This is a genomic window from Citrobacter sp. wls757 (genome assembly GCF_005280935.1).
Classification (GTDB): domain Bacteria; phylum Pseudomonadota; class Gammaproteobacteria; order Enterobacterales; family Enterobacteriaceae; genus Citrobacter; species Citrobacter portucalensis.
Window position 1 is genome coordinate 1,135 of record NZ_SZWU01000073.1, and the last position, 25,747, is coordinate 26,881.

Consider the following 25,747-nt stretch of genomic DNA (forward strand, 5'->3'; position numbering starts at 1 on the left):
CATGCTGGTATTTGTGCAGCATCCCACTGAGTCGTTTTACCGGCTCGGTCACCTGCGGCGGTGCTTGCCAGATAATTAATTTCTCCTGGTAAACCTCAAGCTCCTCCAGTAACTGGCTAAAGTAGCGTCGGCGCTTGTCGTCATTTCCTGCTGAAATTACGTGATCGGCAGTACGACGAAGCTGACGATGGAATGCGGATAGATCCTCGTTTACCGGTACCGGTGCATCACGCAGGCGCTGGTGCGCGATGATCATCGTCAGCGCCAGGCGAAACTTCGCCAGATCGCCGGGAAACTTGTTCATCAGTAAAAACAGCTGCTGATAAAGTGCCGGAAGATGATTTTCTTTACGACGGACTACATTGGTGGTCATTGCTGAAACCGCCGCCGAAACAAACTGGTTGAGCAATACGCGGCCTGTTCTGTCACGAGAGTTATCACGCACCAGCAGGATGACGATAAACGCCAACACGCAGCCAACAATCTGCCCCAGCGCACTATCAAGGAACTGGCTAAAGTGGAAGGTCATCGGGTTATCCAGCACAATGATATTAATGGTGCTGGCCAGCGCCCCCATCGATCCCAACCGTCGTTTCTGTACCTCAATCCCCAGAAAGAATCCCAGCACCGCCAGGCTCAGGCACAGTAACAGCATGCTTTGTTGCGTATTAGGGATAATCACCAGGAAATAGAGCGCTCCGAGCGGTAACGCTGCCAACGTCCCATAGATAAAGTCTATCGCCACCATGCGAGGATTTGGCAAACGCATTGCCAGCGAGGTGACGACCGCAATCATCACCATTGCACCGCTGCCGGAGGTCCATCCGGTCCATAGCCAGAATAAGGTCCCCAGCACACAAGAAAGCGTGGTGCGCCAGAAGTTAACCATCGCATGATGACGCTCGGCAGACTCCACTTTCACCACCGGCTCACCTTGCAGGATCTCTTCTTCCGTAGCGCTAATCTTGGTATTACTCACCACACCACGTTTGAGCAGCAGGTAGCGCGTCGCGGCCCCCGCCCAGCTATAAATCGTTACCGGTGTTTCACGTTCGCCAGTCCAGACAATAACCCGACGCATCCGCTTCAACTGTTTATGGACATCCTGCACCGTTTCAACCGGCGTATCGAACAACTCGCGGAAAGTATCAGTAATCAGTTCCGGTCGGGTGTTCTGAATAAGATAGGTTTCACAGGACTGCGTGATGAGCGTGAGCGACAGCGTGTTCAATGCCTTAAGCCTGCGGTTAGCACGCCCCCAGCGTGAAGACTCCATATTCAGGTTACTGCGCATACCTTCCAGCGCTGCCGTACGACGGACTAAATCGCCCCAGGCTTTATCCACAACCTCGCTGTCGCCGTGCTTAATGCACAACTGCATCAGTTGATATTGCGCCACCAGCAGGCTGTCCAGCTCAACATCAATCTCTTGTTTTATCGAACGGGGAGAGAAAAGTAGATCGGCCACAATGGCACAGACAATCCCCATCACAATTTCACTGCAACGTTCGAGCGCAAATTGCGGCGTCAGCAGCGGTTCGGCCTGAATGGTAATGACGATGATCAGCGCCGTATAGCCCGAAAGCCCCCAGGCATAGGAGTTCTCGATCTTCACCAGTGACGAGATCCAGGTACAAAATCCGGCCCAGATACAGCACACCAGGATCATCAATAACGGAGCGCGGATCATACTGATGATAATGATCAGTCCGGCAATACAACCGATAAATGTCCCGACAATACGCAGCATGCCGCGATAGCGAATAGCCCCTGAATAGGGTTCCCCACCGGCAGCAAAGGCCGGGCCTGCCGCCACAATGGCTGCAGTCAGCACCGCCCAACGCGGAGTCTCAAGTTGGAAGTGAAAACCAACGAACAGCGCCAGTACAATCGCGCACGCCAGTTTTACCGCAAAGCGGATATGCTGGTTGGCAATGGAGAAAATACCCATCGCGATTAACCAAACTCGCGCAGGCGGTGCGCCATTTTACGGAAGAAGGACTCCTGGCTTGCATCACGGTCCTGCTTACCGGTAATGACAACGGTAGCCGTTGTCCCGGCAGGCCACAGAGTTCCCTGCTGCTCATCAAGGCGGATTCGCACCGGTACACGCTGCGCCAGGCGCACCCATTCCAGATTTGAATCAATGGTCGCCATACCTTTTGCATCCTGCGTACTGCTGGCATTTGTTACCCCCGCCGCCACGCTATCAACGGTACCTTTTAAGACATTATTACTGCCCAACGGGGTGATCTCAGCGCGATAACCAGGGCGAACGCCTTCTAGTTTGGTTTCTTCCATATAAGCCAGCACATAGAAAGAATGCTGTTTGACCAGTGCCACCGCTGTGGAACCACGCGTAATAAATTCGCCGCTATAAACGTTCAGGTTAGTGACCCAACCGTCTGCTGGTGCGCGAATGACGGTACGTTCCAGATCTAATTTTGCCAGGTCGCGGGTCGCTTGTGCTTTCGCAAGCTGGTGTAATACGGTTTGCAGGACGTTGTTTGACTGGTCAATCTCTTCACGAGACATGGCCTGCACGCCCAGGCGGTTACGACGGCCAGCCTCCTGGCGTTTTTCCTGGGCCAGAACCTGATAATAAGAAACATCAGCTTCGGCCTGCTCAAGGGCTTTCTTATAGCGTGGCTGATCGATGGTGAACAGAATCTGATCCTTTTTCACCAGTTGGTTATCATGGACGTTAACGTTGGAAATAAGACCCGCAACATCCGGCGCAATAGCGACAACTTCCGCGCTGAAACGCGCATCACGTGTCCATGGCGACTCGGTGTAATACACCCATGCGCGAAAAATAGCGATGAAGGCCAGAATGACCAGTACGAGAGTCGTGGCCGTACGGGAGAGTTTTTTTGTTAGTGTTTTCACTTCAACCTCAAACGAACAGGCGCGTTATTAAATAGAACAGGCAGCAATACAGCGCGGTGTTAAACAGAGCCGGATGCCAGACAAAATCATAGATGCCGGTTGGAACCAGCATCCGGCGCACCAGCCAGAAAATCGCCAGTGACAAAAGTAATTCGAAAAAAATCGGTGGGAAGGACAAACCAAACACCACGATAACGGGAAACAGACTCATGTTGACCTTGGTAACTTAAGAGAGTGCAGGTGATAGATTTTCTAGCGTATGTCACCGCAGAGAAGGGCAAGGATGAGCCAGGCGAGAGCGACATAGCTGTTATTTGAATAATAATATATTAACGTAACTGTTATGCTGTTATCTATATTATGTGATCTAAATCACTTTTAAGCCAGAGTGAACAATGGAACGATTAAAACGTATGTCGGTGTTCGCCAAAGTCGTCGAACTGGGCTCCTTCACCGCCGCCGCAAGACAGCTACAAATGAGCGTTTCATCGATAAGCCAGACGGTCTCCAAACTGGAAGATGAGCTACAGGTTAAGCTGCTAAACCGCAGTACACGCAGCATTGGGCTGACCGAAGCCGGTAAAATTTACTACCAGGGCTGCCGGAGAATGCTGCACGAAGCGCAGGATGTTCACGAGCAGCTTTATGCCTTTAACAACACGCCCATCGGCACACTGCGCATTGGTTGTTCTTCAACCATGGCACAAAATGTCCTCGCCGGATTGACCGCGACAATGCTGAAGGAATACCCCGGTCTGACGGTAAATCTGGTAACAGGCATCCCGGCCCCGGATTTAATCGCCGATGGTCTGGACGTGGTCATACGCGTCGGTGCGTTGCAGGACTCCAGTCTGTTCTCGCGTCGCCTGGGTGCCATGCCGATGGTAGTCTGCGCGGCTAAAAGCTATCTCGCACAGTTTGGTGCCCCGGAGAAACCCGCCGATCTCAGCAACCACTCGTGGCTGGAATACAGCGTGCGCCCGGATAATGAATTCGAGCTTATCGCTCCGGAAGGAATTTCCACCCGCTTGATCCCAGAGGGTCGTTTTGTGACTAACGATCCGATGACATTGGTGCGCTGGCTGGCTGCGGGTGCGGGCATTGCCTATGTGCCGCTGATGTGGGTGATCAATGAGATCAATCGTGGCGAAGTGGAGATCCTCCTTCCCCGCTACCAGTCGGATCCGCGTCCGGTCTATGCGCTATATACCGAAAAAGACAAACTGCCGCTCAAGGTCCAGGTGGTGATTAACTATCTGACGGAGTATTTTGTCGATGTAGCGCAGCTTTTTCAGGGGATGTACGGCCGGGGAAAAGAGAAATAAAAAGAGTATTGGCCGGATAAGGCGTTGACGCCGCGTCCGGAAAGATGCCCGATAGCACTGGTGCTTATCGGGCATACATCATGATGTTATGCAGTACCACCTACCGTCAGGTTATCCACCTTCAGCGTCGGCTGGCCCACGCCCACCGGCAGGCTCTGCCCTTCTTTACCGCACACACCAACCCCGTTATCCAGCTTCAGGTCGTTACCTACCATTGAAATCTGCTGCATCGCTTCGATACCAGACCCAATCAGCGTCGCGCCTTTCACCGGTTTGGTTACTTTACCGTTTTCAATCAGATACGCTTCAGACGTCGAGAACACGAATTTCCCGGAGGTGATATCCACCTGGCCGCCGCCGAAGTTAGGCGCATAAATGCCGTATTCAACGGATTCGATGATTTCCTGCGGCGTGGATTTCCCCGGCAGCATGTAGGTGTTGGTCATGCGTGGCATCGGCAGGTGCGCGTAAGATTCACGGCGACCGTTACCCGTTGGCGCGACGCCCATCAGGCGCGCGTTCAGTTTGTCCTGCATGTAGCCTTTCAGAATACCGTTTTCGATCAGCACGTTGTACTGACCCGGTGTGCCTTCATCATCAATAGCCACAGAGCCACGACGGTCCGCCATTGTGCCATCATCCACAACGGTACACAGTTCCGACGCCACCAGCTCACCCATGTGACCGCTGAATACCGAGGTACCACGGCGGTTAAAGTCACCTTCCAGACCATGACCGACCGCTTCATGCAGCAGAACGCCAGGCCAGCCAGCACCGAGTACTACCGGCAGCGTACCAGCAGGCGCTGCTATCGCGGACAAATTAACTAACGCCATGCGTACGGCTTCTTTCGCCCAAGCGTCAGCACGGACTTCACCATCAAGGTCGCCAAGGAAATAGTCATAGCCAAAACGACCGCCACCACCGCTGGCACCGCGCTCGCGCTTACCGTCCTCTTCGACCTGTACGCTTACGGACAGGCGTACCAGCGGACGAACATCAGCGGCCAACGTACCGTCGGTCGCTGCTACCAGGATCAGTTCATAAACACCGGTCAGGCTGGCGGTTACTTCCTGGACGCGTTTGTCGGCGGCACGGGCCACGCTATCAACGCGACGCAGAATATCCAGTTTCTCTTCGCGGCTCATGCTCTGTAATGGATCAACCGAAGTGTAAAGCGCCTGATGCTCAACCGCTCCCAGCGTTTTTACTTTGCCGTCACCGCTGTCACGCACGATAGTACGGGCAGCATGAGCACTTTGCTCCAGCGCCAGCAGGCTGATCTGGTCTGCATAGGCAAACCCCGTTTTTTCGCCGCTGATGGCGCGCACGCCAACACCCTGATCGATATTGTAAGAGCCGTCTTTAATGATGCGGTCTTCTAAAACCCAGGATTCGTGATAGCTCGACTGAAAGTAGAGATCGCCGTAGTCAAGACGGCGTTCGGCCAGTTGGCCCAGAATGGCAAACAGATCCTGATGTTTCAGGCCATTCGCCGCTAGCAATTGTTCACTTACCAGGTTCAGACTCATCGTTTTGGTACTCATTAGTTTCTGTTGTAGGCCTGATAAGACGCGCCATCGTCGCCATCAGGCACTTCAATGCCGGATGGCGGCGTGAACGCCTTTTCCGGCCTACGGACTGCGGTAGAAGATCACTGTACTGAGATTGGGGCAATTACTCGCCCCCGTCAAATCATTGCTGGCTTTCTTTGCGCGGCTGACGCAGAACTTCGTTAATCTGCGGTTTATCGACCGGACCGGTGATGCGATAGCGCAGAATCGAAACTTTGCTCCACAATGGTCCCAGAACCTTACTGGCAGCAAATACCGCCGCGCCGACAATCGGGTTGACAGCAAACGCAGCGGCAACCCCTACGGTGGCAGAAATTTCAGGCGCGACAATGGCTTCCATATCCAGCTCCCGACGGACCAGGTTCACTGAGCCTTTCATCGCAATGTCTGCCTCCAGACCATCCACCAGCGTGTCGTCGGTATGCATCACACCATCTTTGATCCACGCCGTGCTGCGAATCGAGTCGAAATAGAAACCTTCACTGAAGGTATCGCTAAAATCAAAACGCAGTTTACGTAGCAACGCATCAAAGCTCAGCAGTCGCAACAGTTGCCCCGCATGCCCGGTACTGAGTTCGGTAAGCTCACCTTTGCCCAACCGGGTACGCAAAATCCCATTCAGCGATGCTTCGTCCGGATCCCACGGCGGGTTACGCCAGTGCAGGTCATACTCCACGTTGAACGAAGAGTTACGAATCGGGGTCGATACGCCAAAGAAACTGGCAGCGGAGTCAATTTTACTGCCGCTCAGTTTACCCTTCAGTGACGTTCGCTCTTTGCCCGGCGCATTCACCCACACGCCATCGGTGGTCAGTCTGGCAAAGCCCGTATCCAACAGACCGTTGCTCAACGTTAGCGTGTCGCCTTTAATTGCTACATCGGCATCAATGCGCCCATATTTCTGTCCCCACATCCAGCACTCGGCACAGCGTAACTGAAGGTCCGGCCAGCCGCGGAAGCTGAAGTTGTCCACGGCGGAAAACGGCGAGGCTGATGTGTTGCCCGGTGACGCTTTCGCCGCGCTGGGGTTGTAATAAAGATACTTAATATTGGCCAGCCATGGCGCATTATTGCGCATCGCCAGCGTGGCGTTAATTTCACGACCCTGCGCCTGTACGATGGAGCCATTGCTCGCAGGCTCAGACACAATACTCAAATTATTCCACTGCTGACCGCCCAGGGATAACGATGGCGTACGCACGGTGATGCGTTGTGGGAAGTTGGCATTAGTGCCAACGTTATCCGCTGCGCCTTTTTGGAACAACGCCAGCCATTGCGCGCCATCCATAGGGGGAAGATTAAGCTCAATGCCTTGCTGATCGGGTAACGCGGGCACAGTACGGCTTTCCGACGTCCAGATAGCGCGGTCAAGCGTCAGTTTCTGATTCAGCAACCAGCGGCTGTTAAAGTGGTTCTTACTGCCAGCATTACCGGTCAGTTCAAAGCTGCGCAGATTACCGTTGGCCTTAACATTCACCGGCAACGCTTCACCGGGCGCCTTATTCAGCGGAGCAGGTAAGTGACTACTTACATTCTTCAGGTCACCCTTTAGCTCAATGTCGTAGGTCGGCCCTGCATGATACGGAAGATCGATACCCACTTTGCCATTCCACGCCATGCTACCGCTTAACGCATCGTTGACCTGCGCCGGTAAAATCCCCATGCGGGTTGGCTGCCAGTCGCCTTGCAGGTTCACGGCTACCTGATAGGCTTTCGCCCCTTCGGTGGTGGAGAAGTCGACGTTCAGCGGCTGATTAAACCAGTTCGCCGTCATCGGCTCGCTCTTCAGATCGCCGTTGATAAAGCTGAATTTACCATTCAAATTCTTCAGCGTGCTGTCGAGTGGTTTAATAAACAAGCTGTTATTACGCAGGTTGACGTCGCCTTTGGCGGTAACCAGCGAGCCGTCTAGCGGAATATCAAGATGTAAGCGAGCATTCACATCACCGTCAATTTGCAACTGTTCCAGCGTGGCACCGAGAGAATCCTTCAACGGAGTCTCATCAAAATAAGGTCCAACCGCCTTGCCTGGCCCGTTGATATCGGCATCAATCAGCAGCTTTTCTTTTGCATAGTCGGGAATATTAGCCGTCAGGTTACTGGCCTTCACGCCGCCTAGATTGACGCTATCCGTCTTCATCCACAGGCCATCGTTAATGAAGTTTAGTTCGATATTAAGATCGGTTAGCGCAGGCCAGTCGGGCTGGAAAGCAAATTTCGCATTGCGTAGCGGCACCAGGACCTGAAACTGCCCTTCATTGTGCAGATACGGGAACAGATTCGGGTTACCGCCATACACCAGCGTGGCGTTATCCGCTTCGCCGCCCTGAATAGCGCCGCTGAGGTAGTCAACCAGATCCTTACCCATCAGGTTTTCCGGGAAATAGCGCCAGGCCTGGGAGCCATCGTCGGTGCTGATACCGGCCAGAATGCCCAACCATGGCTCATCATCAGCCGGTTGCAGATAGCGAAAACCACCGCGCGCATGTACCGCTTTCGCTTTAACATCAATGTTGCGCCCGTCTAACTGGAAGCCTTTATCATTCTTCAGCCAGCTTAGCGTCGCCACGCCGTTCTCTATTTCCAGCGGCGCGCGGAAGACGGTTTCATACGGCATTTTTGCTTGTTTCATGGAGGCGGTAAGCGCCCCATTTTCAACGCTGCCCGCAAGCGTACCGGAGAAATGTTCTGCCCCCGGCAGCAGCTTCCACTGTTTCCAGGCCAAATCGGTCCACGAGGACAGGAAGCGGGTTTTTTCTGTCGCCTGTAACGGGATATCCAGCGCAAGCACATCTATTTTGCCGCTGGGTTGCGTGGCCCGCCAGATATCACCCAGCGCAGGTGATAACCGGGACGCCATCGGACGCAGTCCTTCTAACCCGGCCAGTTCCAGATTACTGGCGCGAATGCGTAGCTCATCACTGCGTTTGTTATTCTCGCCACCGACTTCCTGCTCGGGGATCCAGGCCAGCGTTAATGCCCCGCTCGGCCAGGGCTTATCATCCATGGTGATACGCGTATCGGGAATAGAGAATTGCCAGCCCGGCTCTTCACGGCTGATGTGCGCCGTCAGATTATCGACGGAGAGCGTGTGCGTACGATTTTCACCCAGCCAACTTGCCCCGCCTTTTTTCAGCCAGACATCACCACCAGAAACGACGCCTTTGCTGATCGTCATCCATGCTTCCAGGCTAAAACGCGCGGTTTGTAGCGCGACATTATCCTGCATCCATTTGCCCAGCCATGGTTTGACGTCGATGTCGTCTGCCTGCAGCCAAACTCGACCGTTATTCAACAGCCCTTCGTCATCACGCAGGTCCATACGCACCTGCATAATGCCGTGCTGTCCGGTCAGGCTGGAGAGGCTGACCTGACCCTCGGCGCGATGCCGATTTTTACCATTCAGCCAGGTAAGCTGGGGGATCGCCAGTTCAGCACGTTGACCTGAGAGGGTTATAAAGCTGATATGGCTGTCGCGTAGATCGAAATGATCAAACTGACGCAGGAAGAGATCGCTGAGATGGCCGGTTTCAATCCCATCTCCGCCTTCGCTGCGCTGGATAGGCGTATTGGTGCGCAACTGCAGTTGCCAGAAGGTGAGATCGCGAAACTGCCAGCGCATGTGCAGCAAACTTTGCCAGACATCCAGCGCCAGCGTGACGCGTTTTACCGAAAATTCTCCCCCATCTTTCAGCTGCGCATGGATATTGCGCGCTTCAAGCGTAGGACCGAAATTTTGCCAGCTGGCAGAAAGCTGGCTAGCGGAAACAGGCAGACCTGTGGCGGATTCAATCTTGCCAAGAATGGCCGGACGCCAGCTATCAAGATGAGGTAACGCAAGGCGCAGTCCACTGACCAGCAGCGCTGCGATGACAACGAATGCGGCTCCAGTGAGCAGTAAAATCCCCGGCAATCGCCTCACGCGCCTCTCCTTGTCTACCAAAAAATATGACTCACACCCCTTGAGTGAATATTGCCGGATAACGGCGCTTGCGCCTTATCCGGCCTACATGCGCGGGTGCCACTACACGATTTACATCATGACGACGTCGAACTGCTCCTGGTTATACAGCGGTTCGATTTGTACTTTGACCTGTTTGCCGACAAAGATCTCAACTTCCGCCAGCGCATGTGACTCTTCACCTTTCAGGGTTTCAGCCACTGCCGGAGAGGCATAAACCAGGAAACGGTCAGAGTCATATGCATGGTGTACGCGCACGATTTCGCGCATGATTTCATAGCATACGGTTTCCACCGTTTTCACCGTGCCACGCCCATGGCAGGTCGGACACTCGTTGCACAGTACATGTTCCACGCTTTCACGTGTGCGTTTGCGCGTCATCTCCACCAGGCCCAGCTGTGAAAAACCGTTAATGCTGGTTTTTACGCGATCCTTGCTCAGAGCCTGCTCCAGGGAGTGCAGCACCCGGCGACGGTGATCTTCATTATTCATGTCGATAAAATCGATAATGATAATACCGCCGAGGTTACGCAGACGCAGCTGACGAGCAATGGCCTGCGTTGCTTCAATATTAGTATTAAAGATAGTGTCGTCGAGATTACGATGCCCAACAAACGCGCCAGTGTTGATATCCACGGTGGTCATCGCTTCGGTTTGATCGATGATCAAATAACCGCCGGACTTCAGCTCAACTTTGCGTTCCAGCGCGCGCTGGATTTCATTCTCAACGTCAAAGAGATCAAAAATAGGCTGTCGCCCGCTGTAATGTTCCAGCTTGCTGGTCATCTCGGGGATATATTCCGCCGTAAATTCCAGTAACGCCTCATAGGTCAGACGGGAGTCGACGCGGATGCGGTCAAGCTGCGCATCGGCAAAGTCACGCAACACGCGCTGTGCCAGTGCCAACTCACCGTACATCTGGTAGCGCGTTTGCGGGCGCTTTTTACGCTCCATGACTTTCGTCCAGACGCGCTTCAGGTAGGCAGCATCCGAGGCCAGATCCTCTTCACATACGCCTTCCGCCGCCGTGCGAATGATGAAGCCACCCTGCTCATCGCAGTAATCCGCCACCACTTTTTTCAGGCGTTCGCGTTCGGTTTCGCTTTCGATACGTTGGGATACGCCAACGTGCGAAGCCCCCGGCATAAAGACGAGATAACGGGAAGGAAGCGTGATGTCCGTCGTCAGGCGTGCACCTTTAGTTCCCAACGGATCTTTTACCACCTGCACCATCAGATCCTGACCCTGGCGCACCAGTTCAGAGATGTCGCGTACGGTGAACTGTTTTTGTTCTTCACCCGCCACGCATTCGGTGTGCGGCATGATGTCAGAAGCGTGAAGAAATGCGGCTTTATCCAGTCCAATATCTACAAAAGCCGCCTGCATACCCGGAAGTACACGACTTACACGACCTTTGTAGATATTGCCTACGATTCCGCGTCGCGCCTCACGTTCAATATGAATTTCCTGCAGAATACCACCATCAATGTAAGCCACCCGAGTTTCCGATGGCGTTACGTTTACCAACAATTCAGCCGTCATGTTTATCCCTTTTCTCACGCAGTGCGTTAAAATTGGTCAGCAACTCATACGTTTCTACCAGCGGTAAGCCGACTACGGCGTGATAGCTGCCATTTATCTTCCTGACAAAACAGCCACCCAACCCTTGAATACCGTATGCACCTGCTTTATCCATTGGTTCACCGCTGGCAACATAGCCCGCGATGTCCTCATCGGTTAGTGCTCTGAATGTCACTTCCGTCACTACCAGGCAGTCCAGACTGTGCTGGCGATCGGCCAGTGCCACGGCCGTCATAACTTGATGCGTTTTGCCCGACAGTTTGCGCAGCATTGCTGCGGCATGGTCGGCGTCGTGAGGTTTTTCCAGCACTTCGCCATTAAGGATAACGATGGTATCCGCACCCAATACCGGCAAATCGCGCTGGGCCAGCGCTACGCCAGCCTGCGCTTTTTCGCGCGCCAGACGGGAAACGTACTGCTGCGCGCTTTCCTGCGGGTGCCGCTGTTCTTCAATCCCTGGGACCAGTCGTTCAAACGTAACACCAAGCTGAGCGAGCAACTCCTGACGACGTGGAGAACCTGAAGCAAGATACAGAGTATTCATATCAACCTTATTGCACCGCAAACTGCTGACGGACTTTACGCATCAGTAAGAATAGCCATGGCCAAAGCACACCATTCACTACACTACTCCAGAACACTTCAGGTCTGAAAGAGACGTTGATCACTAAAAACTCGGCCCAGAAAACAATAATATCCACGACCAGTGATAACAACATGACCACCAGCGCCTGTTGCCAGAGCGCGAGGTTTCGGAATAGCTGGAATTTCAACGCGACCAGATAAGCAATGATACTCATCGACAATGCGCGCACGCCAAGCGTGGAGCCGCTGATGAGATCCAGTATGGCACCCACCACAAATCCCGTGCCCACATTTACGCGATGCGGCAGTGCCAGGATCCAATACAACAAGATGAGCAGCACCCAGTTTGGCCGGAAAACCAGAATGTCATCCGGCCAGGGCATGACTTGCAGCAACAGTGCAATAAGGAACGAGAGCCAAATTACCCAACGTCCCTGGCTACGATAGCTTGCCACTTACTGTCCTCCCGGCTTACGCGGAGCAGGTTGTGGCGGCGTGGTATCTGCGGGCGCTGGAGCCACGCCTGTTGCAGGTGCTGGCATTGGCGCAGGCGGTCCCATGGTATCTGGTGCAGGCAGAACTTGCGGCATCATTTGCATCAGACGTTCATTCGCAACGCGGTGTACTTCTTCCGGCGTCATCGGGTTTGCGCCATTACGATCGGCACCCCACAACAGCAGCAGATAGCGCAGACGCTGCAGACCCGCAGTCGGGCGAGCCTGAATCACGGTATATGCGCGCTGAGTGTCCAGCTTAACGGAAGAAACAACAGCAACCGGATAACCTTCAGGGAAACGTCCACCCAGACCCGAGGTGACCAGCACATCGCCAACGCGAATGTCGGTGTTAGCCGGCAGGTGTTCGAGCTGAAGATCGTCGGTGCAGCCGTTACCCGCAGCGATCACGCGGATATCATTACGCAGTACCTGAATGGGCAGCGCATGCGTCGCATCGCAAATCAGCAGCACGCGGCTGGTCAATTTAGCCACCGCCACGACCTGACCTACTACGCCTTTGTCGCTAATAACCGGCTGGCCTTCGTAGACGCCGTTAACGCTCCCTTTGTCGATCACGACCTGATCGCTGTAAGGGTCATTAACCGTTGAGATGACCTGCGTCACCATCTTTTGTTCGTCCTGACGCAATGGCGATCCCAGCAGCTCACGCAAACGCGCGTTCTCCTGTTTGTATTGCCCCAGCATCAGTAGTTCGCTGTTTTTCAGCAGCAGTTCCTGACGCAACGCCCGGTTTTCAAGTTCGAGTTGGTCACGCGAAGCCAGCGTTTGCGACACGCCGTCGAGTAATTCACGAGGACCATTTGAGATAAAGTAGAAAGGACTGACGGCGGTATCCATGTACGTTCGGATTTGACTAAACGTACCCAGGCGGCTGTCGGCAATAATAACGCCGAGCGCCACCAGCACCGCCAGAATAAGGCGAATCTGTAGCGACGGGCCACGGCTAAAAATTGGCTTCATAGTCTATGCGTATTCTCGTATCAGAGCGGAAGGGCAACCCGCGGGGGCTACCCAACCTGCATCCGATTACTCTTCGCTGAACAGGTCGCCGCCGTGCATGTCGATCATTTCCAGCGCCTTGCCGCCGCCGCGCGCCACGCAGGTCAGCGGATCTTCAGCAACAACAACTGGAATACCGGTTTCTTCCATTAACAGACGGTCAAGGTTACGCAGCAGCGCACCGCCACCGGTCAGCACCATACCGCGTTCGGAGATGTCAGACGCCAGTTCCGGCGGGCACTGTTCCAGTGCAACCATTACTGCGCTCACGATACCGGTCAGTGGTTCCTGCAGGGCTTCCAGAATCTCGTTAGAGTTCAGGGTAAAGCCGCGCGGAACGCCTTCAGCCAGGTTACGACCGCGAACTTCGATTTCGCGCACTTCGTCGCCCGGATAAGCGGAACCGATCTCGTGTTTAATACGTTCTGCGGTCGCTTCACCGATCAGTGAACCGTAGTTACGACGAACATAATTAATGATGGCTTCATCGAAGCGGTCGCCGCCAATACGGACAGAAGAGGAGTAAACCACGCCGTTCAGGGAGATAACGGCAACTTCAGTGGTACCACCACCGATATCCACAACCATTGAACCGGTTGCTTCAGAAACTGGCAGACCCGCACCGATCGCGGCCGCCATCGGCTCTTCGATCAGGAAGACTTCACGAGCACCTGCGCCCTGAGCGGATTCACGGATCGCACGGCGTTCAACCTGAGTTGCTCCAACCGGTACACACACCAGTACGCGCGGGCTTGGGCGCATGAAGCTATTGCTGTGCACTTGCTTGATAAAGTGCTGGAGCATTTTTTCAGTCACGAAGAAGTCAGCGATAACGCCGTCTTTCATTGGGCGAATTGCAGCGATATTGCCCGGCGTACGACCCAGCATCTGCTTCGCATCATGACCTACTGCAGCCACGCTTTTCGGCGAACCGGCACGATCCTGACGAATGGCCACAACAGAAGGCTCATTCAATACGATGCCTTGTCCTTTTACATAAATAAGGGTATTCGCGGTACCCAGGTCAATGGACAGGTCATTGGAAAACATGCCACGAAATTTTTTCAACATACTAAGGGATAATCCTGAAAGCTGGGGCGGAAAACAAAATCCGCTTACTTTACCAACCACACGCAGCAGCGACAAGGCGCAAAAATCATCTGCTACGGTGAAAATTAGTGCAGTTCGTTTCCTTTGTTACAAAACCGGCCTGAGTCCATCAGGGCTGAATAAATCAGCAGCACTCCTCGCTTTTGTTTGCAACCTGTCAAAGGTCATTCACCTGCATGTTTGCTGTTACAACCTGGCGAGCAGGCAAGCACACCCCCAGAAGGCACAGCGCGCGTTATTCTACGTGAAAACAAATTAAACGGCAGGTTAAACCGAGTATCTTTGCGAATATTTTTTCACGTTAGTGTCAAGTGGTTGTGATGCGGCAAAAAAATCCCCTTGCCCACCCGCAACTCCGCGTTCTGTCAGCGTATGCCACTCACTACGCGAACGTACGCCCGTGGCGTAAACCTGCGTGGGTGTTTCCGAACAGGCCTCCACCAGGCTTTGAACCAGAAGCTGATTTTCCGTTCGCTTATCAATGTTCCTCACCAGACTTGGATGAAGCTTCAATAACTCAACGTTAAGCTCTTTGATCCAACTGGTGCTCACCAGCGTTAACCCCGCCTGCGTAACGGCAATACGCACGCCCAGCGCATTCATCAATCTGATGACGGGCTGTAACCGGCTGATATGTTGACAGACATCTGCCTCAGCAAGTTCAATAATTATGCGTTTGCGTAATGATTTTTCGCACTGCATCAGCGTATCACGCAGCCAGCGCTGAAAACGTGGACGAATAAGCGATTCAACCGTTGTCTGCATCGCCAGATTTTCCTGCGGCCAGTAGCCCAAAAGCAGGATCAGACGGCTTATCTGCAAACGGTCATATTCTTCTGCCAGACCAAATTGCAGGACCATCGGCATATATTCCGCCGAAATGACCTCTTCGTTGCCATCAAAAATACGGCACATCAACTCCCGATGGTGCACCCGGCCTTCACGCGTTACTGCAGGCTTTTGATAAATTCTCGGCCCGCCCCGGCTGAGCATCTGTTCGATCAGCGTTCGCCAGCGTACGTTGCCCCGACCTTTTTCCGGCAGCGAGTCATCATAGACCGACCAGCTATTTCCTCCCTGCAATACCGAATTCCGGGTGGCGGCTTCAGCATGATCCATCACTTGCTCCGGCGACTGACCGCTGCGGCAAACGCAAATGCCAATATGAACCATATCGGCACGATCGATCATTTTATTAGCCGGAAGTGCATCTACCGCTTTTAATAATTGCCCGGCGATACTTTCCGCCTCTTTCAGAGTACGGTGCGGCAGCAGGATAGCAAAATCGCTACGGTGGTAGCGCGCCAGCAACGCGCCCGGATAGCGCGTCATAAAAGTCGACAACAAATTGATCAGCGTCGAGATTTGTTCTTCCGCTAGGGTGATTCCCCAGCTATCACGCAGCAGCGTAAAGTCCGGCAGGCGCACCATCATCACAACGCCATGCGAGCCTACTTTTTCCTGATCTTCCAGCAGCGTGGCCAGTTGGTTATCAAAGAACAAGCGGTTGCTTAGCCCGGTTTTTGTATCCTGCGCGACATAGGAACGAATCAGCGTATCCAGGCGGCTGCGTTGCTCGCGGGCATTTTGAATTTCAGTCAGCAGCATATCGAGCGCACTGCTGGTACGCGCAGGCCATTCATAGACCGTTCCCCGCACGTTCGGTCCACGTTCGCCGTTCAGAATACGTGTGGAACGAATCTCCAGCAGCTCCTGACCCGAAAGCTGACGCTGAAGCCAGCGCACAGACAAAAAGAGCATCAGAATAATGAAAGCAATGGCTATCGTGAGCGGCGCGGTGGTCAGTAGCGAATGGAAATAGTTACCCATCGGATCCTGATAAACCAGACGCAATGACATACCCGGATGCTTGACCAACGGTACGGTAATCTCGCGGTAGAGATTGTTTGTCCCTGCCGGTCGGTAGCTGCTGGTCCGGGAGTGGTCATACACCACGTTTTCGCCCTGCAACAGTTCGATGCGCACGATATCAACAGAAACCATCAGTTCATCGATTTGCGGGGTTAACGCAACGACATCTCTGGAGACCAGATGCGTATCAATCGCCGTCGCGACCGCATGAACGCGCGTGGTGAACTTATATTGAATAGCGTTGTAGAAACTCAGCGAACAGCCGATCAGAGTCACGAAGATCGTTAACCCAGTAAGCAGCGTGACAAAAGCTGAAAATTTCGTCGTTAATCGCATCCTTGTGTTAACTCCGACAGTTATGAAACAGGCCTGAAAGTGATAAATCGACTCTAAAATGCAAAACTGACCGCAAAATCCGCCAATTTATACAAACTGTGAGGGCATACTACCAAATCAGGTATATCTGGCAATTTATTGCGCAGAATCGGCATCATGTTTTGATTAGCGAGTATAGTCTTCATTATTAATTTTCCAATCCACTATACGAATTGAGGACAGGTTATGCAGGCTTTGATCTTAGAACAGCAGGACGGAAAAACCCTCGCATCCGTTCAACCCCTCGACGAAAATCAGCTACCGGAAGGCGATGTAACGGTGGATGTCCACTGGTCAAGCCTGAACTATAAAGACGCCCTGGCTATCACCGGCAAGGGAAAAATCATTCGTAATTTTCCGATGATTCCTGGTATCGATTTCGCTGGTACCGTGCGTGCAAGCGAAGATCCCCGTTTTCATGCGGGTCAGGAGGTTTTACTGACCGGTTGGGGCGTAGGTGAAAATCATTGGGGTGGACTGGCAGAACGCGCACGCGTGAAAGGCGACTGGCTGGTTGCGCTGCCAAAAGGGCTGGATGGACGTAAAGCCATGGTCATCGGTACCGCTGGCTTTACCGCCATGCTTTGCGTCATGGCGCTTGAAGATGCAGGAATTCGTCCGCAAGACGGTGAGATCGTCGTCACTGGTGCCAGCGGAGGCGTGGGCAGCACGGCCGTTGCGTTACTGCATAAGCTGGGTTATCAGGTTGCGGCGGTTTCGGGTCGTGAAAGCACCCACGACTACCTGAAAAGCCTGGGCGCTAATCGTGTTCTTGGCCGCGATGAATTTGCTGAATCTCGCCCGCTGGAAAAACAGCTGTGGGCTGGCGCGGTGGATACCGTTGGCGACAAAGTTCTGGCGAAAGTCCTCGCGCAGATGAACTACGGCGGCTGTGTTGCCGCCTGCGGTCTGGCTGGCGGTTTCGCTCTGCCAACCACGGTGATGCCATTCATTCTGCGTAACGTTCGTTTGCAAGGAGTGGACTCGGTGATGACCCCGCCGGCACGCCGTGCAGAAGCCTGGGCGCGTCTGGTTAAGGATCTGCCGGAATCTTTCTATGCTCAGGCGGCAACGGAAATTACGCTGGCGGATGCGCCGAAGTTCGCCGATGCCATCATCAATAACCAGGTGCAAGGCCGTACGCTGGTGAAGGTGAAGTAACAGACCCTGGCGCAGAAATTTACACTTAATTAACGAAATTTCGCGGCACATCTACAGACTCCCTGCCATATTAACTACGCGTCCCCTGTCAGTTATGACGCGTAAGCCGGGAGTCTGTTATGAAGAAATTACGTCCATTTACAGAAGCCGACGTCACTGACGAGTCGGCTTTTTTTATGCAGCGTCGCCATGTGCTGAAAGCATTAGGGATCAGCGCAGCCGCGTTGTCTTTACCCCACTCTGCGCAGGCTGACCTTCTGAGTTGGTTTAAGGGTAATGACCGCCCGCCCGCGCCCGCGGGAAAGCCGCTTGATTTCAGCAAGCCCGCCGCCTGGCAAAATTCGCTTCCTTTAACCCCAGCGGATAAAGTTTCTGGCTACAACAACTTCTATGAATTCGGTCTCGACAAAGCGGATCCGGCAGCCAACGCAGGTAGCCTGAAAACCGATCCGTGGACATTAAAAATCAGTGGTGAGGTCGCCAAACCACTCACTCTCGATCACGATACCTTGACCACCCGTTTCCCGCTGGAGCAACGGATTTACCGCATGCGCTGCGTGGAAGCCTGGTCAATGGTCGTGCCGTGGATTGGCTTTCCGTTACATAAACTGTTGGCGCAGGTGGAACCCACCAGCAATGCGAAGTATGTCGCGTTCGAAACGCTGTACGCTCCGGAGGAAATGCCAGGACAAAAAGATCGCTTCATTGGCGGCGGGCTGAAGTATCCCTATGTTGAAGGGTTGCGCCTGGATGAAGCGATGCACCCACTCACACTGCTTACCGTGGGGGTTTATGGTAAGGCCCTTCCGCCACAAAATGGCGCGCCCATTCGCTTAATTGTGCCGTGGAAATATGGATTTAAAGGCATTAAGTCGATCGTGAGTATCAAACTCACGCGCGAACGCCCTCCGACAACCTGGAATCTGGCCGCGCCCAATGAATACGGGTTTTATGCCAACGTGAATCCGCATGTCGATCATCCCCGCTGGTCCCAGGCCACTGAGCGTTTTATTGGCGCTGGCGGTATTCTGGACGTACAGCGTCAGCCTACGCTGATGTTTAACGGCTATGCCGAAGAGGTTGCGTCACTGTATCGCGGACTCAATTTGCAGGAGAATTTTTAAGTGCGACTGACCGCAAAGTATATTACCGGGCTGAAAGTTTGCCTGCATCTTGCCGGTTTTTTGCCGTTTATCTGGCTATTTTGGGCGATAAATCACGGCGGCCTGAGCGCCGATCCGGTCAAAGATATCCAGCACTTTACCGGTAGGACAGCTCTGAAATTCTTGCTGGCGACCTTGCTGGTCTCTCCACTCGCGCGCTACGCTAAACAGCCATTATTGATACGCACACGTCGCCTGTTAGGGCTATGGTGTTTCGCCTGGGCAACACTGCATTTAACCAGCTACGCGTTACTGGAACTGGGCATTAATAATCTGGCGTTGTTAGGGCGGGAATTAATTACGCGACCTTATTTAACCTTGGGCATTGTCAGTTGGGTCATATTATTCGCCCTCACCTTAACGTCCTCGCAGGCTGCACAGCGAAAGCTGGGTAAAAACTGGCAGTATTTGCACAACTTCGTCTATCTTGTGGCGATCCTGGCACCCATACATTATCTGTGGTCGGTAAAAATTATCTCCCCTCAACCGATTATTTATGCAGCGCTCGCTGCGGTGCTGTTAGCGTGCCGTTACAAGAAGTTTCGCCAGTGGTGGCGGTAGTTTCACGATATGTGCAGTGCGTTGCAAAACACGGACGATCCGATTTTCTTTACATGTTAACGGTTGATTATCTTCCCTGATAAGACCAGTATTTAGCTGCCAATTGCTACGAAATAGTTATAATGTGCGACTTTGCTATCCCCGGTAGCGTTTTTAAGGCGCTGAAAGGGTGACAATCGCATATTGAAGGTATATTTTGTCTTTTACCCGAAAATGGCAGAAGATAGCCGCACAATGACTAACAAGTCTGGCAATCTCACTTAATGGCAGCAGCACCCAGTGCAGCGCCTGAGATGCGTGGCATCTTGTCACTCACTGTTATAAAAATGCTATACAGACGGCGGTAAAACGCCTGTCACAATCTCACTAAACAAAGAGTACGGAACCCACTCATGGATATTCGTAAGATTAAAAAACTGATCGAGCTGGTTGAAGAATCAGGCATCTCCGAACTGGAAATTTCTGAAGGCGAAGAATCTGTACGCATCAGCCGTGCAGCGCCAGCTGCAAGTTTTCCGATGATGCAACAGGCTTATGCTGCACCAGTGATGCAGCAACCAGCTCTGTCTAACGCTGTCGCACAAACTGCCTCTCCAAGTATGGAAGCTCCGGCAGCAGCGGAAATCAGTGGTCACATCGTACGCTCCCCAATGGTTGGTACGTTCTACCGCACCCCGAGCCCGGATGCTAAAGCGTTCATCGAAATCGGACAGAAAGTGAATGCGGGCGATACCCTGTGCATCGTTGAAGCCATGAAAATGATGAACCAGATCGAAGCCGACAAATCCGGCGTAGTTAAAGCGATCCTGGTAGAAAGTGGTCAACCGGTAGAATTTGACGAGCCGCTGGTCGTCATCGAATAACGAGGCGAACATGTTGGATAAAATTGTTATCGCCAACCGCGGCGAGATTGCCCTGCGTATTCTTCGTGCCTGTAAAGAACTGGGCATCAAGACTGTCGCTGTGCATTCAAGTGCGGATCGCGATTTAAAACACGTATTGCTGGCGGATGAGACGGTCTGTATCGGCCCGGCTCCGTCCGTAAAAAGCTATCTGAACATCCCGGCTATCATCAGCGCCGCTGAAATCACCGGCGCGGTGGCAATTCACCCGGGCTATGGCTTCCTCTCTGAGAACGCCAACTTTGCTGAGCAGGTAGAGCGTTCTGGCTTTATCTTCATCGGCCCGAAAGCCGACACCATCCGCCTGATGGGCGACAAAGTGTCTGCAATCACCGCGATGAAGAAAGCGGGCGTACCGACAGTCCCAGGCTCTGACGGCCCGCTGGGCGATGACATGGACGCTAACCGCGCTCATGCTAAACGCATCGGCTACCCGGTTATCATCAAAGCCTCCGGCGGCGGCGGCGGTCGCGGTATGCGCGTCGTGCGCAGCGATGCCGAACTGGCACAATCCATCTCCATGACCAAAGCGGAAGCAAAAGCCGCTTTCAATAACGACATGGTCTACATGGAGAAATACCTGGAAAACCCACGCCACATTGAAATTCAGGTGCTGGCTGACGGTCAGGGTAACGCGATTTATCTGGCAGAACGTGACTGCTCCATGCAGCGTCGTCACCAGAAAGTTGTCGAAGAAGCACCAGCGCCGGGCATTACCCCGGAACTGCGTCGCTACATCGGCGAGCGTTGCGCCAAAGCGTGTGTTGATATCGGCTATCGCGGGGCGGGTACTTTCGAGTTCCTGTTCGAAAACGGCGAGTTCTACTTCATTGAGATGAACACCCGTATTCAGGTTGAACACCCGGTAACCGAAATGATCACCGGCGTTGATCTGATCAAAGAGCAGCTGCGCATCGCAGCGGGTCAACCGCTGTCCATCAAGCAGGACGAAGTTGTGGTTAAAGGCCATGCGGTAGAATGCCGTATCAACGCCGAAGACCCGAACACCTTCCTGCCAAGCCCGGGTAAAATCACGCGTTTCCACGCGCCGGGTGGCTTTGGTGTGCGTTGGGAGTCTCATATTTACGCAGGCTACACCGTACCTCCGTACTATGACTCAATGATCGGTAAGCTGATCTGCTATGGCGAAAACCGCGACGTCGCTATCGCCCGTATGAAAAACGCATTGCAGGAACTGATCATCGACGGTATCAAAACCAACGTTGACCTGCAGATCCGTATCATGAATGACGAGCACTTCCAGCACGGTGGAACCAATATCCACTACCTGGAGAAAAAACTCGGACTTCAGGAAAAGTAAGCGTGCGTTAACCGAAAAGGCCGGAAATTCCGGCCTTTTGTTTTTCTCCCCTCCCGCACGTGCCATAAGGTACAATCCCCGCTTTCTTTATCCACAAGGGACAAAAAATGGACGCTCGTTTTGTTCAGGCCCATAAAGAGGCGCGCTGGGCGCTGTGGCTAACCCTTTTATATCTGGTCACATGGTTAGTGGCCGCTTACTTACCAGATTCAACGCTGGGTTTTACCGGCTTACCGCACTGGTTCGAAATGGCCTGCCTGCTAACGCCGCTGGTTTTTATCGTGCTGTGCTGGGCGATGGTGAAGTTTATCTATCGCGACATTCCGTTGGAGGATGACGATGCAGCTTGAAGTTATTTTTCCGCTGGTCGCCTATCTTCTGGTGGTCTTCGGTCTCTCAGTTTATGCCATGCGCAAGAGATCGACCGGTACCTTCCTGAATGAATATTTCCTCGGCAGCCGCTCCATGGGCGGCGTCGTGTTAGCGATGACGCTAACGGCAACCTACATTAGCGCCAGCTCGTTTATTGGCGGTCCTGGTGCCGCTTACAAATACGGACTGGGATGGGTGCTGCTAGCGATGATCCAGTTGCCGGCCGTATGGCTCTCATTGGGGATTCTTGGTAAGAAATTCGCCATTCTGGCACGCCGTTATAATGCTGTTACCCTCAACGATATGCTATTTGCACGCTACCAGAGCCGCCTGCTGGTATGGCTGGCAAGCCTCAGCCTGTTGGTCGCGTTTGTCGGGGCAATGACCGTACAGTTTATTGGCGGCGCACGTTTGCTGGAAACCGCAGCGGGTATCCCCTACGAAACCGGTCTGCTGATTTTTGGCGTCAGCATCGCGTTATACACGGCGTTCGGCGGCTTTCGCGCCAGCGTGTTGAACGACACCATGCAGGGCATGGTGATGCTGATTGGTACTATCGTTTTGCTGGTCGGCGTTGTTCATGCTGCCGGTGGCCTCAGCAATGCGGTGGTAACCCTGCAGACTATCGATCCTAAACTGGTTTCGCCGCAGGGCGCTGATGACATTTTGTCACCCACGTTTATGACCTCATTCTGGGTGCTGGTATGCTTTGGCGTGATTGGCCTGCCGCATACGGCGGTACGCTGTATCTCTTATAAAGACAGTAAAGCGGTACACCGCGGCATTATCATCGGCACCATCGTGGTGGCGATCCTGATGTTTGGTATGCATCTGGCGGGCGCCCTGGGACGGGCGGTAATCCCTGACCTGACGGTACCGGATCTGGTAATCCCTACGCTGATGGTCAAAGTCCTGCCGCCGGTCGCTGCCGGGATTTTCCTCGCCGCACCTATGGCCGCGATCATGTCGACGATCAATGCCCAATTGCTGCAAAGTTCCGCTACGATCATTAAGGATCTGTACCTGAACCTTCGCCCGGAACAGCTGGAAAACGAAACCCGGCTGAAACGCATGTCGGCAGTGATTACCCTGCTGCTGGGCGCGTTACTGTTGCTGGCCGCCTGGAAACCGCCAGAGATGATTATCTGGCTTAATCTGCTGGCGTTTGGCGGGCTGGAAGCCGTCTTCCTGTGGCCGCTGGTGCTGGGCCTCTATTGGGAGCGGGCAAACGCGTCAGGCGCATTGAGCGCGATGATTGTCGGCGGCGTGCTTTATGCTCTACTCGCCACCTTTAACGTTCAGTTCCTGGGCTTCCACCCAATCGTGCCCTCGTTACTGATAAGCTTGCTGGCTTTCCTGATAGGCAACCGTTTCGGTTCCGCCGTCCCGCAAGCCGCCATATTGACTACTGATAAATAAAGAGTTTTGCCATGCCATGGATCCAACTGAAACTGAACACGACCGGTGCCAACGCTGAAGAGTTGAGCGATGCGCTAATGGAAGCGGGCTCCGTTTCCATTACTTTCCAGGATACGCATGATACGCCGGTATTTGAACCTCTGCCGGGCGAGACTCGCCTGTGGGGTGATACCGACGTTATCGGCTTGTTCGATGCAGAAACCGACATGAAAGAAGTAGTTGCTATCCTGGAACAGCATCCGCTGCTGGGTGAAGGCTTCGCGCATAAAATCGAACAGCTCGAAGACAAAGACTGGGAACGCGAATGGATGGATAACTTCCACCCGATGCGCTTTGGTGAACGTCTGTGGATTTGCCCAAGCTGGCGCGATGTCCCGGATGAGAATGCTGTCAACGTGATGCTGGACCCGGGTCTGGCGTTTGGTACAGGCACGCACCCCACTACCTCTCTGTGCCTGCAATGGCTGGACGGTCTTGATCTTAACGGTAAAACGGTTATCGACTTTGGCTGCGGCTCCGGCATTCTTGCCATTGCGGCGCTGAAGCTGGGTGCGGCGAAAGCCATTGGCGTGGATATCGATCCGCAAGCGATTCAGGCCAGCCGTGATAACGCCCAGCGTAATGGTGTTTCTGAGCGTCTGGAGCTTTATCTGCCGAAAGACCAGCCAGAGGCGATGAAAGCCGACGTGGTGGTCGCCAACATCCTTGCTGGCCCATTACGTGAACTGGCTCCGTTAATCAGCGTACTGCCCGTTGAGGGCGGTTTGCTGGGGCTTTCTGGTATTCTTGCCAGCCAGGCGGAAAGCGTCTGTGAAGCCTATGCCGATCTCTTTACGCTCGATCCGGTTATCGAGAAAGAAGAGTGGTGTCGCATTACCGGCCAGAAAAAATAATCCCTTCCGGCGTGGTTATCTGACCACGCCATTTTCAGACAATTGACCAGCATACCGACACTTTCCTCAGCGATATAATAATCAATTGATTTTGTTATTTTTTATATTGATTCTCGTTGAGTAAACGTATGCGTTTCAACTGTTTTACAACAACTTTGCTGGCAGCATGCATGATGCCACTGACCACGCTGGCCGTACCATGGGGATATACCGAAGAAAACGGCCCCGCACGGTGGGGAGAAATCAGCAAAGCGTATGCAACGTGCCAGACAGGCATAAACCAATCCCCCATAGACATCCAGACCACCACAACCAGTAAACTCGGTCTCCCCGCGCTGAACATGCAGTACGTCGATGGCCCAACTAGATTTCGGAGCATTAACCATACGTTGCAGGCAACGATGAGTAGCTACGCATCTAATTCTATTGAAATTGATGAAACGCTTTATTATTTAAAACAATTTGATTTTCATGCCCCGAGCGAACATACCCTCAACGGTAAAACCTATCCGCTGGAGCTGCAACTGGTCCACAAAAATCAATCCGGAGACATCGCTATCATGGCGGTTATGTTTGATATCGGCGAACCAAACCAGGCGATTCAAAATTTGTGGGAGTCCTTTCCAACCATGGAGGACAGCAGCATGGCCATCTTCTCGCCGGTCGATATCCACCAGCTTTTACCCGACAATAAAACCTACTGGCGCTACCGTGGTTCGTTAACAACGCCTCCCTGCACCGAAGGCGTCACCTGGACTATCCTGAAAACGCCTGTTGCTCTTTCTGCCGAACAGATGGATAAATTCCACTACATTGTTGGGCCGGCAAACAATCGCCCGCTGCAGCCGTTGAATGAACGCAAGATTACGGACAGCTATTCTGGGGATACCGAGATCCTGTACTAAAATGAGGTAGCGATCACACAATGACGAGGTAATTTGCTGATTAATTCAGCAGAATATCTTGTCAGTACCGTCTGCAGCTGAAGAAAAAATGAGAAGTTACGCAAATTTATATGTGTATATAAAACCGACACATTTTTATAATGCGATGATTTATATGATTAAATATTTCCATGCGTTCACATTTACGGCAATTCATTGATCCACCTCAGTGGATTGGTCAAAGTTTGGCCTTTCATCTCGTGCGAAAAATGCGTAATATAC

The 25,747-nt window shown here is 53.1% G+C and carries 21 protein-coding genes; 10 read left to right on the top strand and 11 right to left on the bottom strand.

The window, feature by feature from the left end; all coding sequences use genetic code 11:
• The 3 genes from aaeB to aaeX form a co-directional block, all read right to left on the bottom strand.
• A partial coding sequence (gene aaeB / locus FDW94_RS20185) for a p-hydroxybenzoic acid efflux pump subunit AaeB (protein WP_137378157.1) occupies positions 1 to 1,951 on the bottom strand: 1,951 nt, incomplete at its 3' end.
• A gap of 5 nt (positions 1,952 to 1,956) precedes the next feature.
• Entirely contained in the window at positions 1,957 to 2,889 is a 933-nt protein-coding gene (gene aaeA / locus FDW94_RS20190; RefSeq protein ID WP_003828814.1) for a p-hydroxybenzoic acid efflux pump subunit AaeA, read from the bottom strand.
• A gap of 7 nt (positions 2,890 to 2,896) precedes the next feature.
• On the bottom strand, positions 2,897 to 3,100 hold the full coding sequence (aaeX, locus tag FDW94_RS20195) for a p-hydroxybenzoic acid efflux pump operon protein AaeX (protein ID WP_003828816.1): 204 nt from the start codon (positions 3,098 to 3,100) through the stop codon (positions 2,897 to 2,899).
• Positions 3,101 to 3,284: 184 nt separating this feature from the next.
• Between aaeX and aaeR the strand changes: the two genes are divergently transcribed.
• Positions 3,285 to 4,214, top strand: a complete 930-nt coding sequence (gene aaeR / locus FDW94_RS20200; protein ID WP_008785957.1) for an HTH-type transcriptional activator AaeR — start codon at positions 3,285 to 3,287, stop codon at positions 4,212 to 4,214.
• An 86-nt stretch (positions 4,215 to 4,300) separates the two neighbouring features.
• On the opposite strand, the gene tldD is transcribed toward aaeR, so the two are convergent.
• The 8 genes from tldD to csrD all read right to left on the bottom strand — a co-directional run bounded on the left by tldD (position 4,301) and on the right by csrD (position 16,750).
• Positions 4,301 to 5,746 (bottom strand): metalloprotease TldD, encoded by a 1,446-nt coding sequence (gene tldD, locus FDW94_RS20205; RefSeq protein WP_057067987.1) that lies wholly within the window; start codon positions 5,744 to 5,746, stop codon positions 4,301 to 4,303.
• Between the two features lie 163 nt (positions 5,747 to 5,909).
• Positions 5,910 to 9,710, bottom strand: coding sequence for an AsmA2 domain-containing protein YhdP (gene yhdP / locus FDW94_RS20210; protein ID WP_020996360.1), 3,801 nt, complete (start codon positions 9,708 to 9,710; stop codon positions 5,910 to 5,912).
• 111 nt (positions 9,711 to 9,821) lie between these two features.
• Positions 9,822 to 11,291, bottom strand: a complete 1,470-nt coding sequence (gene rng / locus FDW94_RS20215) for a ribonuclease G (protein ID WP_003025190.1) — start codon at positions 11,289 to 11,291, stop codon at positions 9,822 to 9,824.
• The gene (locus tag FDW94_RS20220; RefSeq protein WP_008785959.1) at positions 11,281 to 11,874 is read right to left on the bottom strand and encodes a nucleoside triphosphate pyrophosphatase; all 594 of its coding nucleotides are present in this window, start codon (positions 11,872 to 11,874) and stop codon (positions 11,281 to 11,283) included. Before FDW94_RS20220 ends, rng begins: the two co-directional genes overlap by 11 nt.
• Before the next feature lie 7 nt (positions 11,875 to 11,881).
• Entirely contained in the window at positions 11,882 to 12,370 is a 489-nt protein-coding gene (gene mreD, locus FDW94_RS20225; RefSeq protein WP_003025196.1) for a rod shape-determining protein MreD, read from the bottom strand.
• Positions 12,371 to 13,393, bottom strand: coding sequence for a rod shape-determining protein MreC (gene mreC / locus FDW94_RS20230; RefSeq protein WP_003828827.1), 1,023 nt, complete (start codon positions 13,391 to 13,393; stop codon positions 12,371 to 12,373). It abuts the gene before it with no gap.
• Positions 13,394 to 13,459: 66 nt separating this feature from the next.
• Positions 13,460 to 14,503, bottom strand: a complete 1,044-nt coding sequence (gene mreB / locus FDW94_RS20235) for a rod shape-determining protein MreB (protein ID WP_000913396.1) — start codon at positions 14,501 to 14,503, stop codon at positions 13,460 to 13,462.
• 306 nt (positions 14,504 to 14,809) lie between these two features.
• The gene (gene csrD, locus FDW94_RS20240) at positions 14,810 to 16,750 is read right to left on the bottom strand and encodes an RNase E specificity factor CsrD (protein WP_137378154.1); all 1,941 of its coding nucleotides are present in this window, start codon (positions 16,748 to 16,750) and stop codon (positions 14,810 to 14,812) included.
• Positions 16,751 to 16,975: 225 nt separating this feature from the next.
• Here csrD and FDW94_RS20245 point away from each other — a divergent pair, with 225 nt between their 5' ends.
• From FDW94_RS20245 to FDW94_RS20285, 9 genes are all read left to right on the top strand, one after another.
• Complete coding sequence (locus FDW94_RS20245) at positions 16,976 to 17,950, top strand: MDR family oxidoreductase (protein ID WP_048236873.1); 975 nt, start codon at positions 16,976 to 16,978, stop codon at positions 17,948 to 17,950.
• 119 nt (positions 17,951 to 18,069) lie between these two features.
• On the top strand, positions 18,070 to 19,074 hold the full coding sequence (msrP, locus tag FDW94_RS20250) for a protein-methionine-sulfoxide reductase catalytic subunit MsrP (protein WP_057067970.1): 1,005 nt from the start codon (positions 18,070 to 18,072) through the stop codon (positions 19,072 to 19,074).
• A complete protein-coding gene (gene msrQ / locus FDW94_RS20255; RefSeq protein ID WP_137378155.1) occupies positions 19,075 to 19,674 on the top strand; it encodes a protein-methionine-sulfoxide reductase heme-binding subunit MsrQ in 600 nt (199 codons plus the stop codon).
• A gap of 392 nt (positions 19,675 to 20,066) precedes the next feature.
• Positions 20,067 to 20,537, top strand: coding sequence for an acetyl-CoA carboxylase biotin carboxyl carrier protein (gene accB, locus FDW94_RS20260; protein WP_003025210.1), 471 nt, complete (start codon positions 20,067 to 20,069; stop codon positions 20,535 to 20,537).
• 10 nt (positions 20,538 to 20,547) lie between these two features.
• On the top strand, positions 20,548 to 21,897 hold the full coding sequence (gene accC / locus FDW94_RS20265; protein WP_003828838.1) for an acetyl-CoA carboxylase biotin carboxylase subunit: 1,350 nt from the start codon (positions 20,548 to 20,550) through the stop codon (positions 21,895 to 21,897).
• A 107-nt stretch (positions 21,898 to 22,004) separates the two neighbouring features.
• A complete protein-coding gene (locus FDW94_RS20270) occupies positions 22,005 to 22,247 on the top strand; it encodes a YhdT family protein (protein WP_003828839.1) in 243 nt (80 codons plus the stop codon).
• Positions 22,237 to 23,688: a sodium/pantothenate symporter gene (gene panF / locus FDW94_RS20275; protein WP_020996361.1), complete on the top strand. Its 1,452-nt coding sequence runs from the start codon at positions 22,237 to 22,239 to the stop codon at positions 23,686 to 23,688. Before FDW94_RS20270 ends, panF begins: the two co-directional genes overlap by 11 nt.
• An 11-nt stretch (positions 23,689 to 23,699) precedes the next feature.
• Positions 23,700 to 24,581: a 50S ribosomal protein L11 methyltransferase gene (gene prmA, locus FDW94_RS20280; protein ID WP_003025221.1), complete on the top strand. Its 882-nt coding sequence runs from the start codon at positions 23,700 to 23,702 to the stop codon at positions 24,579 to 24,581.
• Between the two features lie 128 nt (positions 24,582 to 24,709).
• On the top strand, positions 24,710 to 25,486 hold the full coding sequence (locus tag FDW94_RS20285; protein ID WP_137378158.1) for a carbonic anhydrase family protein: 777 nt from the start codon (positions 24,710 to 24,712) through the stop codon (positions 25,484 to 25,486).
• Positions 25,487 to 25,747 lie beyond the last annotated feature (261 nt).